This is a genomic window from Thalassospira indica, assembly GCF_003403095.1.
Taxonomy (GTDB): Bacteria; Pseudomonadota; Alphaproteobacteria; order Rhodospirillales; family Thalassospiraceae; genus Thalassospira; species Thalassospira indica.
Genome location: NZ_CP031555.1, coordinates 524,473 through 539,865, shown reverse-complemented (window position 1 = coordinate 539,865; position 15,393 = coordinate 524,473). Strand labels below are relative to the sequence as shown.

Genomic DNA, 15,393 nt, shown 5'->3' with positions numbered 1-15,393 from the left:
TTTCAGATCCTAGTTGTTACGAGGCAAGGCGGGCGAACCCGCAAACCTCGATCCGCTTTATGAGGCCAAGGTAGGCAGCACGAACCCAAACGTCAAGCGCATTGGGCGATCCGCGCGAAACCAACCGTCGCCAAAGCAGGCGTTCCGCAGAGTCGGTTCTCTAACCAAATGTCAGAATATGATCGGGCAACTCCACCATCCACGGCCCGTTGGTCCAGAGGATAAAGCACCTGACCTTTTTGCCCGGATACATCTGAGCCAGCGCCGCACGATAGATCGACATCTGACGGCGATAGGCGCGCGGGGTATCATCGACATCGCGCGGCGGCGGACGATTGGTTTTGTAATCGACAATCATCACTTCATCATCGCGCACCACAAGCCGGTCAATCTGGGCCGAAACTACATCGCCGCCCACGATGCCGACCAATGGCACCTCGGCCCGTGATCCGGGTGCAAAGACCGGGGCGAAGGCCGGATTATCGAAAATACCCAGCGTTTCATTGGCAATTTCAACCTGCTGGTCGGCCTCAAGCGCATGGACAGGCTGGGCAAGGAAACGTTCGGCCGCCTTGCGGCGTGACGGCTCAGGCAGATCGGGCAGAAGTTCGAGAAGCTTGTGAATCAGAAGGCCACGTTTGAAGCTTTGCCCCTGATCACCGCCGAGTGGCGATTGAACAGCCGGTTCGTCTTCGAGCGGGCGACTAGGCGCCAGTGGCTTGGGCGGGAAGGATTCTGTGGGCGCAACTGCACGAATTAATTGGCGTTTTACCGATTGTTTTGAATCCGAAACATCATCTTTGCGATCCGGTTTTGGCGCCTGGCTTTGATCAGTTTCCCACACCCAGCCTTCCCCGTCCCAGCCCGATCCGGAATAGGCCGAAAGATCAATCTGGGCCGGTTTGGCGTAGCCTTCCATCGCTTGGCCACACAGATTGTACCAACAATGCTCCGGCGCCTTGCGCCGCCCCTGCCAGCCGCAAATATATAGCCGGTCTTCGGCGCGCGTCAGCGCAACATAGAGCAGGCGGTTATATTCCTGATCACGTTTGAGCGCGATATTATCGCGCAGGCGCGCAACAATATCGGTTTCAAGTGCCACACGCGGCAACCAGAACATCAGATTACGATCTTCCTGCCAGAACAGATTGGGCGCCTGTGTCGGCACCTGCATGGTATCGGGCAGGAACACGATGGGGGCCTGAAGGCCCTTGGCACCATGCACTGTCATGATACGGACTTCATCACGCCCGCTTTGTTCAAGGTCACGTTTGATTTCGGCATCACCTGCCATCAACCAGTGCAGGAAACCTTGCAGGGTGGGGGCGTGATCGGCCTCATAGCCCATGGCAAGGTTGAGGAATTCGTCAATTGGATCATTAGCCTCGATGCCCAAACGGCCAACCAGACGGGCACGCACACCGCGGGCTTCCTCGCCCCGACCGCCAAGCAGTTCGGCATAAAGTTCGAACGGGCGTTCGTAATCCACCCTACCCAACCACTTGAACAGAAACGCATAGGCGCGCGCAAACGGGGATCCGTCTTCGACCATGGCAGCCTTTTCACGCAGCGCGTGCCACAGGGTTCTGGTTCGGCTATGGGCAATTTCAAACAGCTGATCGTCATCAAGCCCGATCAGCGGGCTCTTAAGCACCTCGGCCAGCGTCAGGTCGTCTTCGGGCATCAACAGGAAACGCCCGAACGCCACCAAATCCATCACTGCGAGCTGATCGGTGATCTGCATACGGTCAACACCCGCAACCGGAACATTGCGTTCCTTCAATGCCTTGACGACCTCATCGACAAACGCGGTACGACGGCGCACAAGGATCATGAAATCACCTGCCCGCACCGGACGCCCCCGCGATGTCAGGATTTCCTTTTCATCGATCGCATGACGGATACGCCCGGCAATGACGCGGGCCAATCTGATTTCCGGGTCTTCCAGACGAACGATGCGGGTTGGCGGTGTCCATGGGTCTTCGGGTGCGCGCTCTTCGGGCTCGACGGCCGGCCAAAGTTCAATCCGCCCGGCCTGCCCGACACGAAACGGGCTGTGCAGAACGTCATCGCCATCATCGCCGACCCCTTGCCGTGCGACGGGCCCGGCAAAGACACGATCCACCGTACCCAGTACCGCATCGGTAGAGCGGAACGAGATGTTCATCGGCACTTCGCGCCAGTCGGCTTCGATTTCGCGCGCCCGTTCGCGGAAATAGCGGCGCATTTCAGCAAACTTTTCCGGATCGGCCCGCTGGAAGCTATAGATCGATTGTTTGGCATCGCCGACGGCAAAGATGGTGCGCGGCTTATCGGCATGGCGCCCGGCATCGATAAAGAATTCCTCGGCCAGAATGCGGACCACTTCCCACTGTTCGGGGTTGGTATCCTGCGCCTCGTCAATCAGGACGTGATCAAGGCCATCATCGAGCTTGAACAATACCCAACCGGCAATCCCGGCCTGACGTTGCAAAAGCTGCAAGCTGGTCAGGATCAGATCATCGTAATCAAGGCGGGCATGCAGCGCCTTTTTGGTGGCATAGCGATCCAGCATCGCATTGCCGATGGTAATCAGGGCCGATGTCGCCCCGGCCATGGCGGCGGCCTTGCGCTTACGATCCACCTCAACCAGACGCGCGCATTCCTGTTCAAGCGCATCTGCCCCCATTGGATGGTTTTCGGCTGCCCCCTTGGTGATCAGCTTGGCACGTGGTTCACCTGCGGTGGTGAAAAAAACGCTGCGATAGTCGTTAAACACCGCCAAGCGATCTTCGACCGTCGTCTTTTCAAGGAATTGCGCCAGTGCCGGAACACGCGCCTTATCGGTTTTGGTTCCGGCCTCAAGGGCTGCCAGCCCACGCATCAGACCATCGCGATCAAAGGCGTCATCAGACAGCGCCTTGGACAGAATGGTTTCTTCATCCAATCCGACCGGCACGCCAAGCGCCTTATAGACCGCATCTCGCATGCGATTGGCACCACCCAGATTGGCGAGCATCCGTTTGAGGCGCCCGCGTTCACGGGCCAGTTCGCTCATGACCTCGCCAAAGGCGCCCTCGCGGACCTGTCCGGTCACAACCGACAGGGCATGGGCCAGATCGTCATCGCGTCCGGTGCGGGCGAAAGCCAGGACCTCTTCCTGCACATCGGCCATGGTTTCGGCCGCTGTGCGATCGTCCATGATTTCAAAATGCGGGGCCAGACCGGCTTCGAGCGGGAAGCGGCGCAACAGCGACTGACAAAAGGCGTGAATGGTCTGAATTTTCATCCCACCCGGCGCATCAAGGACGCGGGCAAAAAGCTGCCGTGCGCGGATGGTTTCATCGGCACTGGGGGCCGTTCCGGCAAGATTAGCCAGATCAGCCTGAAGGTCGCGATCCTCCATGGTTGCCCAAAGTCCCAGCCGTTCATTGACACGGTTGGCCATCTCGGCGGCGGCGGCCTTGGTAAAGGTCAGACACAGGATGCGATGCGGCTCAGTTCCCGACAGCATCAGGCGCAACACACGATCAGACAACACCTTGGTCTTGCCCGCCCCTGCCGAGGCCGAAACCCAAACCGATGCCATCGGGTCAGAGGCATTTCGTTGCAGGACGTTGGGATCAGTTCCGCGCATTTCGGTCATGACTTATCCCCTTCGCCAACATCCTGTTTTTCTTCGATGTTAGCGCTATCATCAACATCCTCGCTGCCCATCCATTCACGCAGGCGCGCGAGATGGACATAGTCGGAATATTTCGGCGCGTGATCGGGATGCGGAACACTGAGATACGGCGTATCGGGATCAGCAAAGGCCGCCGCCAGCCCATTCACACCATCCACCGCCGCGTGGGCGAGTTCGGCCGGGGTCGTTTTCATCCGGCCTGTGTTGATTTCAACAATCTCGCCTGCCGGATCCCCGCCCGAAAGTTTCCAGAACGCCATGCTGGCCGGGGGGCCGGCGGGCACATCGCCAAACCCACCCTGTTCGGCAATGGCAGCTTCAAGCGGCAATTGCGGCGCAAACCCGTTGGCAACATCGCCCTGACTGGGTGGTGCGCCGGTTTTATAGTCAATGATCGCGATGCCGCCGTCGCGCAGCTGATCAATGCGGTCGGCACGGGCATAGACCTGAAAACCGCTGCTGGTATCAAGGGTGCCGGATTGTTCGGTATAGGATTTGCGCACGGCATCGCGACGCGCTGCTTCGGTCTGGATGAACCATTTGGCGATGCGTTCGAACCGAGGCCACCAGAAGGCCCAAAGACCGGGACGTGCGGCAAGCGGTTTGAACACATCGCGACCAATGATCAGCAATTCATGTTCGCCATCCGGTGGTAAATGTTCAGGATGGCGGGCGATGAACTGATCAAGGGCATCGTGAATCAGGTTGCCGTAATCGGCTGCACCGGGATCTTCGTCGATCCCGTCAAGCTTGCGCAGGCCAAGGATATGCCGGGCATAGATCGCATAGGGATCACGCATCCACGTTTCGATCTGGGTCACCGACAGGCGAGCCGGGCGGGCGGATACCGGTGGTTTGGCAGCCGGGCGCCCGATCTTGATACGCATATCAGGTGCCGGTTCGTCAATCAGATCGGCCAGTGCACGCCATTCGGCAGCATCGGGCTTTTCCATTGAAACACCCGATTTGCGCAGAATGTTTTCAATCCGTAACAACCAACGGGACGGCACGGTCGGCGTGCCTTCGATACGCAGGGCACGGGTCATCACCACATCGGGCGAGCAAAACAGCTGCTGGAAATCATGGGCTGATTGCCCGACCCGATGTTCGGGGGCAGGCAGCCCGAAGTTACGCCGCATCGGGCGGCTCATCCACGGATCGGCCCCGGCTTCGGGTGGCCAGACACCTTCATTAAGCCCGCCCAGAATGGTCAGATCGGCTTGCTGCATCTGGGCTTCGACCGTTCCCCAGATAAACAGACGCGGATGCTTGCCATAACGCGGGCGCACGGCGCGGTCCGCCATCAACGCATCCAAGAACGCACCATACCGATTGCCCGGCATCGAGGCAAAGTCAGAAAGCGCATTAAGCAATTCATGGACGAAATCCGCCAGCGCCTCGCCCGCTTCGCCGCGCCACAGGCGATCCGCACCGGTTTGGGTGTCGCTTGCTGCCAATGCCTCCGCCGCGGTGACATGACAGCTCAGCAGATGAACCGGCGCATGGGTTTTATCGCCGGTCAGATCGCCCAGCGAATCAAGACAGGTTTTAAACCGGGCAACCAGATCGCTCAGCCGCGCATGATCATCGCGAATTCGCTCAATCCGGCCAATGGCGCTGTCTGATCCGGAATTACTCAGGCGGGAAACTGTATCCTCGCACCAGCCATCAAGGGCGGTTTGCAACCCATCCAACCCGGGGCCGGGTCGCGCGCCACGCAGAACTTTCTTTTCGAGCAATCGGGTCAGAACGCGGAAGGTCTCGGGTGGCAGGCCAGCTGCCGATAGTGGGTGTTTGAGCAATTCCAGAAGCGGAACCGGGGCGAATTCTTCCTGCACGGCGCGCACGACAAGGCCCAGATAGATCGCCGGTGCCGTGTCATGCAGCGGGATGCCCGCTGAATCGTCGATTTCAACCTCCCACCGGCGGAGTTCCGTCGCCACCCGACGGGCAAGACCACGATCAGGTGTCACCAGTGCGCAGGTCTTTTCAGGATGTTCGAGCGCCTCGCGCATCATAAGCGCAATCGTGGTTGCCTCTTCACGTGCGCCAGAGCAATCAACACGCAGGACGCCATCCATCACATCCGTGGCGAAGCCTGTGATATGGCGCCAGTGATGGGTGGTTTTGGCAGGTCGTAGTGCCTCGCGGGCCAGACGGCGGCGCTCAATCGTGGCATCGCTTTCGGGATCAAGGGCCGGCCAGGGCAGAACACTATCGGCATGGCGACCAATATGGCCAAGTGTCTTGCCCAGAAGATGTTGTGGATGGGCAGCATCATCGGCAATCGCCGCCCAGTCTTCGTGACTCAGCCCCGCCATCAGACCGGGCAGAACCACGCGGCCCTGTGGCATGGCGAGAACTGCCTTCATCAAATCGCGCAAGGCCGGAAACGGGCCGGTGGAGCCGACAATCAGAACGGGCGTTTCGGGCGGGTTTTCGGCCCAAAGGTCAATCTGAGCCTTGATCAAAGCGTTGCGCCGCATGGCCCGGTCACTCACATCCTGTGCGGCAAGAATACCCGGCCAGTGGATGGTGAGAATTTGCAGAAATTCGAGGGTGAGCTGCCAGTGTTCGGCGAATTCTTCGGGCACCAATCCCTTGAGATCGTCAAAGGCACAGTTTTCGGTTTGCACCTGATCAAGAAAGCGCGCGAGTTCACCCGCAAGACGGGCGGCCTGATCGGCAGTTGGCTTTTCACCGCGATGATCAGGACGCCCCATGATCAGCTGGGTGAGCAACAATTTGCGCTGCAGATCGGGGATGGCCGGCGGCAGATCAAGGGCCGCCTGTTCCCCGCCCGCGCCATAAATCGCCAATTCATCTTCATCCGCCTCGCCCAGCGGACGAATGGTTGGAAGCAAGGTGACCGCCCCCTGTGATTGCCGCAAAAACGCATCGCGCATGACCTTTGCGGATCGGCGGTTTGGCACCATCAGGACATAGTCGGGCAAGGTATCTGGCTGATCGGCGGTTTCCGCCATCAGTTGTTTGGCGATCAGATCGGCAAAGGCAACGCCGGGCGGAATGAAAAACAGGTTTGAGGGCGGCGTTGCCTCCCCCGCGAAGGAGGCTTCGTCATAGGCGGGCACGTCCATGTAATCAAACAGGTCGGCCATCAAACTCCCCCGGATGCGGCTTTCTTGGTGCGCTCTACCTCAAGCGCCTTGGCGATGACAGGCTCGGAATCCTCGAGCGCATCTGGCGTACCGATATGGAAATACCCACCATCATGCACCAGACCATAACACCGACCAGCCACAAGCGCCTTGTCATAAACGACATTGAGCGACCAGGCACCATCGGGCGTGTTTTCAAACAGGTGCGGTGCGAGGACCTGCACGCCGGTAAAGAAATAAGGGGCTGACGGCGCTTCACCGCGCCGTTTCAAACGCCCATCCACCTGCCAGAAGAAATCGCCAGCCCCGTCATAACCATAGCCATCTGCCACCGGATAAAGGGCCAGGAGCGCGTCCATATGGTCCGGGTCAAAGGCATTGATCAGGCGATCAAACAGCGGCTCCGCGCCCTCGGTCCAGAAAACATCGGCATTGGCAATCAGGATTGCGTCTTCGTTGAGTTTCGAGAGCGCATTTTTCACCCCGCCGCCGGTTTCAAGCAGGTCTTCCTCCGGCGAGGTGATGATGGTGGGCGCGGTTCTGTCGCCAACATGATCAATGATCTGCTGACCAAGATAGTGCGCATTGACCACCGCCTGCGTGACACCGGCACTTGCCAGTTTATCAAGCACGTGATCAAGCATCGGTTTGCCCGCGACCGATATCAGCGGCTTTGGCATGGTATCGGTGATCGGGCGCATGCGCTTGCCAAGGCCCGCCGCCAAAACCATGGCCTGTGCCTTTGTTTCTGGTGCGCTCATGACTTTACCTCGTTGCCGGATGGGGTTTGGGGGTGTGCCAGTGCCGGGACAGTGCGGGCATCAGGTGGAATATGGGCATCCACCCAATCCTGAAGGGCTGGCAAGTAGTCCGGAGCCCCACGGAGGATCATGTCCCAGCAGCGCGGGATAAAGTCGAAATAGCGGGTTTTGCCAGCCTTGATCGCAAGCCAGCCAAACCGGCCAAGAATACGGAAATTACGCACCATCGAGGTCGCGATATAGGCCGTTTCGAAATCAGAACAATCGATATCCGGGAACGCCGCGAGATAGAATTCCTTCATTCGGGTTTCAAGATCCGGGCCGATATCATGGCGCACATCGCGCAGGAGCGATGCAAGATCATAGGGCCTTGGTGCAATGGCAGCGTCCTGAAAATCAATGATGCCGCAATCATCGCCGCCCTCGCCATTTTCGACCAGCATCAGATTATCAACATGATAATCGCGGTGAATGATCACTTCGCCCACCTGCCAACAGAGCGGCAAGACGGTTTCAAGAAGCTGATCAAAAGCGGCACTTGCCACCTCACGCTTGGTCGCATCCGGGATGATCAATGGCAGGTAATCGGTCTTGAAGCTGACCAGCATGCGGCGCAGGTTTTCCGGACCATAGCGCACCAGACCGCAATCGTTCATCCCGCCCGCGTCGCAGAAGCGATGCAGGGTAATCAGCTGTTCGACGGCACGCAGGTAAAGCGCATCCGCAGTTGTGCCATCAAGCATTGCGCTTCCTTGAAGCGCCTCGGTAAAGGTGATGTCACCAAAATCCTCGATCAGGACCAGACCGCGCTTTTCATCCGCCGCGTAGATTTCCGGCACCCGCCAACCGGCCTGTTGGAACAGGCTGGTGGTTTGCAAAACCGGACTTACCGAGGCCGGGCGTTCGGGACTGTCATGAATACCATGCGGATCGACATGAATGGCCGAGGGCGGAAAATCCATCAGAAGGGCGGTGTCATGACGTCGTTCCAGACGGAAATATTTCCGGGCGGAGGCATCATCGACCAGCGGCATGACCTGCGCGGTCTGCCAGCCGCAGGTGACCAGAAAATCCTGGCGCTCGGCGTTGCGGCGTTCCTGATCGGGGCTTGCGCGGTTCATGACGAGCTTACCACCAGATCATTGATCCGCACAGTCCAGTCTTCGCCATGCGGTTCAAGGTTAAACACACGCCCATCGGGGGTCGATCCGGGTTCGATATGAATATCGAGACGGCTTTCCGGAGTAAGATATTCCAGCCTATCCGGCCATTCGATCAGGCTGACAGCATCGGAAAAGGCATCCTCGATATCCAATTCATGGACTTCTTCGGGATCAGACAAACGATAGAGGTCAAAATGCCAGACCGGCACGCGATCAAGCTCATAGATCTGTACCAGTGTAAAAGTCGGACTGGGGACTTCTTCATGCGGGTTTTCGGCCACCGCCCGGATGAAGGCCCGGCAAAAGGCGCTTTTGCCCATGCCCAGTGTGCCATGCATCAAGATCACATCTCCTGCCCTGGCAACAGCGGCAAGTTTGGCGGCAAGGGCTTCGGTCCCGTTCTGATCGCTGACAGTGACTGTCTTGCTCATAATGTCCGTCTTTTGAATGGCTCTTGCCTTCTGTTTTAGGGGGTTGATGTGGCACTTCGCAATGATTTTGCGAAGCCGATTGAGGCGTGTGGTTCAAATCACGGCGCAAACCCGGAAAAAGGCCGGTTTACATTGCGATATCGTGTTCCAGATGCTATCTCGCTGCATAAGAAATCCCGCACACCGCCGGGCTTGGGGGCAGCCCCCTACCCAAATTCGATTTTATTTGGATGGAAGAAGTATGTCAGACGCATCGCATAGCACAGATATTGCCATTATTGGCGCAGGCCCTGTGGGGCTTTTTGCGGTTTTCGAAGCCGGTATGCTGGGGCTTAAATCCCATGTGATCGACGCGCTTGATATGGTCGGCGGCCAGTGCAGCGCACTGTATCCGGAAAAGCCGATTTTCGACATTCCGGCCCATCCGCAGATTGCCGGTCAGGACCTTATTCACGAGCTTGCCAAACAGGCCGATCCGTTCGAGCCGACCTATCATCTGGGTCAGCAGGTCACCAAGCTTGAGAAACGCGATGATGGCCGGTTCACGCTGGTCACCACAAAGGGCACGGTGATTGATGCCGGTGCGGTTGTGATTGCGGCTGGTTGCGGTGCCTTTGGCCCGAACAAACCGCCAATGGATGGCCTTGAAGAGTATGAAGGATCGGGTGGCGTTCAGTATTACGTCAAACGTCGTGCCGACTTTGCCGGCAAGAACGTCGTGATTGCCGGTGGCGGTGACTCGGCTGTCGACTGGGCCCTGTCGCTTCATGATATCGCCGCCAAGGTGATGGTGGTTCATCGTCGCCCGAAATTCCGTGCGGCCCCTGACAGCAGTGCAAAACTGCAGGCACTGGCAGAGGCGGGCAAGATCGAGATGGTCATTCCCTATCAGCTTAAGGGGCTTAAGGGTGAAAACGGCATTCTGTCACACGTGGTTGTCGCAACGCTGAAGGGCGAAGAGCGCGAGCTTGAAGCCGATCACCTTCTGCCGTTCTTTGGCCTTGCCATGGAACTCGGTCCGATTGCCGATTGGGGCCTTAATCTTGAGAAGAACCATATCGGCGTAAAACAGGCGACGATGGAAACATCCGTCCCGGGCATCTTTGCCATCGGCGATATCGCAACCTACGAGCACAAGCTGAAACTGATCCTGTCGGGCTTTGCCGAAGGTGCGAGTGCGATCCACGCTGCACGCGCCTATATGTTCCCGGACAAGGAATTCCATTTCGAATATTCGACCACGACGGGTGTTCCGAACGAATAACCCGACATTTGGTCAAAGTTTTCAAGGAAGCGCACCATGACCACAAAACATCCCGAACATCCTGGGGGTTGTCTTTGTGGCGCGGTGCGCTTTGTTGCATCCGGGGAACCGATTGGCGGCAATCACTTCCATTGCGGCATGTGTCGCAAGGATAGCGGTTCGGGTGTTTCAACCTTTTTTGCGTTCCCGGCCCATGCCGTCACATGGGATAGCAAGCCGCACGAATATGAAAGCTCTCCTGGCAAGTATCGCGGGTTTTGCCCGATATGCGGATCAAGCGTTACCTGGCGCAAGGGCGATGATGACAGCTTCATCGATTTCCGATTGGGCACATTTGATGACCCAAGCCGGTTCAAGGCACAAAAACACCTTTGGATGAGCACCGCACTGCCGAGCTTTGCCGGAATTGATCCCGATATCGAGCATTTCGACTGAATTATCTCAGATCGACACGCCAAGATGTTCAGCCAGAACGTCGACAATCATGCCGTGATCTTCGTGCGATGCGAGGCCGGATACTGTAATCGCGCCAATCACGCCGACACGGGCAACACGGACCGGGAAGCTGCCGCCGTGATCGGCATAGTCGGCAAAATCGATCCCGTGATCGGCAAGGGTTTTGCCCTTGGCCTTAAGCTCCGCGCCAAAGCGCATCGAGCTTTGATGTTCACGTAGCACCAGATTGCTTTTGCGACGCACCCAGGCATCGTTGGCCGGCTTGGCACCCGCAAGCGATGCGTGAAACAGGGTGCGGTCTGGAGTCCGAATATTGATGGCAACCGGGGCGTTTTTGGCCTGCGCGACGCCAACCAGTTTGGAGCCGATTGACCAGGCGGTGTCTTCATCAAAGTGGTCAAACACCAGAACGTCTTCCTGGGTGGCAAGCTGTTTTGAATTCATAATTCTTCTTTTGACCTTCAGTTCAGGTTTCGTCGTGAAGTGCAAGGAATGATAAACCGAGGCATTTAGATATAGTCGCAAAAAGGGAGATAATCTGACGCTTCAGCATATTCTGATGAGGAGGTTTTGCAGCATCTGCAATTAGCAAAAGCTCGTCCAAGAAACACAGTAGCCATTCCCTCTCGTCATGCAGGCTACAAGTGTCATGCCCTTGCGCATTCTGGTATCGCTTGGACAAACTTGCGAGGAGTCTCCTGTCAGCTTTTTCATTCTCAACAATTGAATGCGCAAAAACCTTCGGATCAATGAACTGCAAGAATGCTATGTTCCCGTATTTTTTGTTAGCGAAATCGCATTCGTGCAAAACTTCATATTTGTCTTCGTTTCTGAGAAGTTCATCAACGTAGGATTGTGCAAACTCACTCATACGTTGCCTCAGCGCATCAGAGTTAGCTGATCTAACAAGAGTATAGATGGCTTTGAACGAATCGCTTTCTGCGCGTCTGAACGCCAAACCCGCGAAACCGGTACCACCCCCGATTCCGAAGGTCTCATCGCAGTACTGAAACTCTCCATCTTCCAATAGTTTGCGCACGTAATTTTCAAAGAACTTTACTACGCTCTGATAGGGACTTGTAACATTCCCTCCCATCTCTTCGATCTCAATGATGGACCCTGCAGCTAACAACAATGGTCCTGGGAACCTGATGTCCTTATTGATGAAACTACTTAGGGTTTCTTGCACTAGTTCTTCGTACTCTTTCCTGTCTAAGTTATAGAAGCTCCATAGCCTACGCCATATAGGCACGGCCTTTTTCTCAACGACACTAGGGTGGACCAAAAGATGACTATTTAATTTCTCATAATCAAATTGCCCTCTTACAAGTATATCTGCAATTATTGCATACGGTAATATTGGATTTCTAAAATCAAAATTTTCATGTTTATCAAATAATTTTTCTATCCCAGTCTTCTCCTTACCCTCACCATTTTGCTCCATAAACCGATAGGAGTGAAAGTAAAACCCGCGATCCATTTCGAGTATATCTTCTTTAGTTATATTATTTGCCCTGTACTCCAAACCAACTGCAATCATATAGAGTAGAATTTCTCTTAATGCGTTTTTGGAGCGAAGAACCTTTTTATCAAGCAACGATGTAACTCGCTCGAAATCCATCAAGATTGAGCGTAAACTTCTAAAATTCAATATCTCCGATTTTTGCAGACAACTCGAAATACCATCGCAGTTATCTAAATAGAAATCCGTCATCTCATTCCTTGGAATAGATTCAATTATTGAGACAACCAAATTGCTAATGTCAGGTTCAAACTGGATCGTTTTACCTACAACTTTTTCTTTTATTTCAAGGTAATTAGAAGATTTTTTCGACAGCTTTTTTTCTTCCGCCAGCAAAATAACCTTGAGCTTCTCGTGTTCAATGTAATGATTGATGTAGCCCATCATTTCTTCCGCCGATAACTCACACCGTTCAAGGTCATCAAATACAAGAATTTGATTTTTGGTACGCGACAACAACTCTTTGGATATTTTACTTAAACCACCTCCAAACAGAGAAACCCCGGAGTAACCCTGCAGAACACTTGAGCCTGCAGCTCCTATCAATCTGGCCGCAGTAGAACTCAATAAAGGGTTCAGTTGAGCGAAGAACTGATCGCTAATTTCGGAAACGTTTGAAACACCATTCAGACTTGCATAAAGATATGACTGTCCCTCTAGGGGATCGTTTTTACGTGCTGCGCTATCTCGTCCATCAAGATAACTCTTGATGAAATGGGTTTTGCCAGAACCCCACTCCCCCATAATCAACACAGCGGACCTCTCATCAGATGACAAATAATGATCCAAATAGCTGCTGAGATGATTATTAGACACTGTTGTCTCCTGAGAACTCGACAAACCCAAGCTCCAACCCTACTACACACACGATCAAATAAAAAAGGCTGCATCCTGATCAGGAATACAGCCTTTGTTTCGAAATTGTAATTTCGGCTTACTTGTCGTCGCCCATCTTGAGCGCGTTGATAAACGCCGATTGCGGAATTTCGACCTTGCCGAACTGACGCATCTTTTTCTTACCGGCCTTCTGTTTTTCAAGAAGCTTACGTTTACGCGAAACGTCACCGCCGTAACATTTTGCCGTCACGTCCTTACGGAGTGCTGATACGGTTTCACGGGCAATCACCTTGCCACCGATGGCGGCCTGAATGGCGATGCGGAACATCTGGCGCGGGATCAGGTCCTTAAGACGCTTACAGATCTCACGACCACGGTATTCAGCCGCCGAACGGTGCACCATCAGGGCCAGCGCATCGACCGGTTCTTCGTTCACAAGGATGGAAACCTTGACCAGATCGCTTTCATCGTAACCCGCGATCTCGTAATCGAAGCTGGCATAGCCGCGCGAAATGGATTTCAGACGGTCATAGAAATCAAATACCACTTCGTTGAGCGGCAGTTTGTAAACCGCCATTGCCCGGTTGCCGACATAGGTCAGATCAAGCTGAACACCACGGCGTTCGGTGCAAAGGGTTAGGATGCCGCCAAGATATTCGTCTGGCACCATGATCGATGCCTTGATCCATGGTTCTTCAATGGCCTTGATCTTGGTAACGTCCGGGAAATCAGCCGGGTTATGCAGCAGGATTTCTTCGCCCTTGCTCAGCGTGATCTTATAGGACACGGACGGTGCAGTGGTGATCAGATCAAGCTCGAACTCGCGCTCAAGACGTTCCTGAATGATTTCCAGATGCAAAAGACCCAGGAAGCCACAACGGAAACCAAGACCAAGTGCGGTCGAGTTTTCCGGTTCGAACTGGAAGGACGCGTCATTGAGATGCAGCTTTTCAAGCGCATCGCGCAGCACTTCATATTCGCTGGTATCCACCGGGAAAATGCCACAGAACACAACCGGGATGGACGGCTTAAAGCCGGCCAGCGGTTTGGCGCACGGACGTTTTTCTTCGGTAATCGTGTCACCGACTTCACATTCGGCCACGGTTTTCATACCGCAGTTGATAAAGCCGATTTCACCCGGCCCCATTTCATCAATCGCAAGCGGCTTTGGCGTGAACACACCAACGCGTTCGATCTGATGGGTGACCTTGGCGTTCATGAAGCGGACTTTCTGACCCTTTTTGAGGGTGCCTTCTTTCACGCGCACCAGAATCATCACACCGAGATAGGTGTCATACCAGCTATCAACCAGAAGCACTTCAAGCGGTGCGTTCGCATCACCAGTCGGCGCCGGAAGACGGTGCACCAGTGCTTCAAGCACGTCAGGCACGCCGAGGCCGGTTTTGGCCGAGATCATCACTGCGTCAGAGGCATCGATGCCAATCACTTCTTCGATCTGTTCCTTGACCTGATCGGGTTCGGCTGCCGGAAGGTCGACCTTGTTCAGGACCGGTACGATTTCGTGATTGTTTTCAATCGCCTGATAGACGTTGGCAAGCGTCTGGGCTTCCACACCCTGTGCTGCATCAACCACCAGAAGCGATCCCTCGCAGGCTGCGAGGGAGCGTGATACCTCATAGGCAAAGTCAACGTGACCCGGCGTGTCCATCAGGTTGAGCGTATATTCCTGCCCATCCTTGGCGGTGTATTTCAGCCGCACGGCCTGGGATTTGATGGTGATGCCACGTTCACGTTCGATATCCATCGAATCGAGAACCTGATCGGCCATTTCACGTTCGGTCAGGCCACCGGTCAACTGGATCAGGCGGTCGGCCAGGGTGGATTTACCGTGGTCGATATGGGCGATGATCGAAAAGTTACGAATGTTCTTAAGGTCAGTCATTTTTGGCTGCTTCTGGCACTAAAATTGGCTGGCATTTCGCCGCGTGGCACATTGTTTCGAAACGGTGTGATCACCAGATACCCGGTTGATACATAACGCGCAAATCGCATTCTTTCCAATATCCCCTACCCTGTCAGCCAGCCAATTTCGGCAGCGACATCAGGCCTTATCGCATCACGGATGCGAAGGGGCATGATCGGAAAAACCAGCATTGCGTGATCATTGCATCGTTCGGGAAATCGGTTCTGATATATCCCGGATCAATCACCAGCG

Annotated in this window: 10 protein-coding genes; 2 read left to right on the top strand and 8 right to left on the bottom strand. The window is 55.1% G+C overall.

Annotated elements, in window-relative coordinates:
• Positions 1 to 160: 160 nt before the first annotated feature.
• From addA to tsaE, 5 genes are read right to left on the bottom strand one after another with little or no spacing between them, the layout of a single operon-like run.
• Positions 161 to 3,625: a double-strand break repair helicase AddA gene (addA, locus tag DY252_RS02550; RefSeq protein ID WP_064787776.1), complete on the bottom strand. Its 3,465-nt coding sequence runs from the start codon at positions 3,623 to 3,625 to the stop codon at positions 161 to 163.
• The gene (gene addB / locus DY252_RS02545; RefSeq protein ID WP_064787777.1) at positions 3,622 to 6,783 is read right to left on the bottom strand and encodes a double-strand break repair protein AddB; all 3,162 of its coding nucleotides are present in this window, start codon (positions 6,781 to 6,783) and stop codon (positions 3,622 to 3,624) included. The genes addA and addB overlap by 4 nt, the downstream gene beginning before the upstream one ends.
• Entirely contained in the window at positions 6,783 to 7,544 is a 762-nt protein-coding gene (locus tag DY252_RS02540; protein ID WP_064787778.1) for a nucleotidyltransferase family protein, read from the bottom strand. The genes addB and DY252_RS02540 overlap by 1 nt, the downstream gene beginning before the upstream one ends.
• Entirely contained in the window at positions 7,541 to 8,665 is a 1,125-nt protein-coding gene (locus tag DY252_RS02535) for an aminoglycoside phosphotransferase family protein (protein WP_064787779.1), read from the bottom strand. Before DY252_RS02535 ends, DY252_RS02540 begins: the two co-directional genes overlap by 4 nt.
• Positions 8,662 to 9,138 (bottom strand): tRNA (adenosine(37)-N6)-threonylcarbamoyltransferase complex ATPase subunit type 1 TsaE, encoded by a 477-nt coding sequence (gene tsaE / locus DY252_RS02530; RefSeq protein WP_064787780.1) that lies wholly within the window; start codon positions 9,136 to 9,138, stop codon positions 8,662 to 8,664. The genes DY252_RS02535 and tsaE overlap by 4 nt, the downstream gene beginning before the upstream one ends.
• Before the next feature lie 241 nt (positions 9,139 to 9,379).
• Here tsaE and DY252_RS02525 point away from each other — a divergent pair, with 241 nt between their 5' ends.
• Positions 9,380 to 10,402, top strand: a complete 1,023-nt coding sequence (locus DY252_RS02525; protein WP_008888563.1) for an NAD(P)/FAD-dependent oxidoreductase — start codon at positions 9,380 to 9,382, stop codon at positions 10,400 to 10,402.
• Between the two features lie 36 nt (positions 10,403 to 10,438).
• Positions 10,439 to 10,837, top strand: coding sequence for a GFA family protein (locus DY252_RS02520; RefSeq protein WP_064787781.1), 399 nt, complete (start codon positions 10,439 to 10,441; stop codon positions 10,835 to 10,837).
• 6 nt (positions 10,838 to 10,843) lie between these two features.
• Here the strand turns inward: DY252_RS02520 and DY252_RS02515 are convergent, their stop codons facing one another.
• From DY252_RS02515 to lepA, 3 genes are all read right to left on the bottom strand, one after another.
• A complete protein-coding gene (locus DY252_RS02515) occupies positions 10,844 to 11,302 on the bottom strand; it encodes a heme-degrading domain-containing protein (protein WP_064787782.1) in 459 nt (152 codons plus the stop codon).
• Positions 11,303 to 11,324: 22 nt separating this feature from the next.
• On the bottom strand, positions 11,325 to 13,196 hold the full coding sequence (locus tag DY252_RS02510; RefSeq protein WP_165374886.1) for a P-loop NTPase fold protein: 1,872 nt from the start codon (positions 13,194 to 13,196) through the stop codon (positions 11,325 to 11,327).
• Between the two features lie 118 nt (positions 13,197 to 13,314).
• On the bottom strand, positions 13,315 to 15,120 hold the full coding sequence (lepA, locus tag DY252_RS02505; protein ID WP_064780089.1) for a translation elongation factor 4: 1,806 nt from the start codon (positions 15,118 to 15,120) through the stop codon (positions 13,315 to 13,317).
• Positions 15,121 to 15,393: the final 273 nt, after the last annotated feature.

Coding starts and splice junctions, on each gene's coding strand:
- addA (WP_064787776.1), bottom strand. CDS start 3,625: ATGACCGAAATGCGCGGAACTGATCCCAACGTCCTGCAACGAAATGCC.
- addB (WP_064787777.1), bottom strand. CDS start 6,783: ATGGCCGACCTGTTTGATTACATGGACGTGCCCGCCTATGACGAAGCC.
- DY252_RS02540 (WP_064787778.1), bottom strand. CDS start 7,544: ATGAGCGCACCAGAAACAAAGGCACAGGCCATGGTTTTGGCGGCGGGC.
- DY252_RS02535 (WP_064787779.1), bottom strand. CDS start 8,665: ATGAACCGCGCAAGCCCCGATCAGGAACGCCGCAACGCCGAGCGCCAG.
- tsaE (WP_064787780.1), bottom strand. CDS start 9,138: ATGAGCAAGACAGTCACTGTCAGCGATCAGAACGGGACCGAAGCCCTT.
- DY252_RS02525 (WP_008888563.1), top strand. CDS start 9,380: ATGTCAGACGCATCGCATAGCACAGATATTGCCATTATTGGCGCAGGC.
- DY252_RS02520 (WP_064787781.1), top strand. CDS start 10,439: ATGACCACAAAACATCCCGAACATCCTGGGGGTTGTCTTTGTGGCGCG.
- DY252_RS02515 (WP_064787782.1), bottom strand. CDS start 11,302: ATGAATTCAAAACAGCTTGCCACCCAGGAAGACGTTCTGGTGTTTGAC.
- lepA (WP_064780089.1), bottom strand. CDS start 15,120: ATGACTGACCTTAAGAACATTCGTAACTTTTCGATCATCGCCCATATC.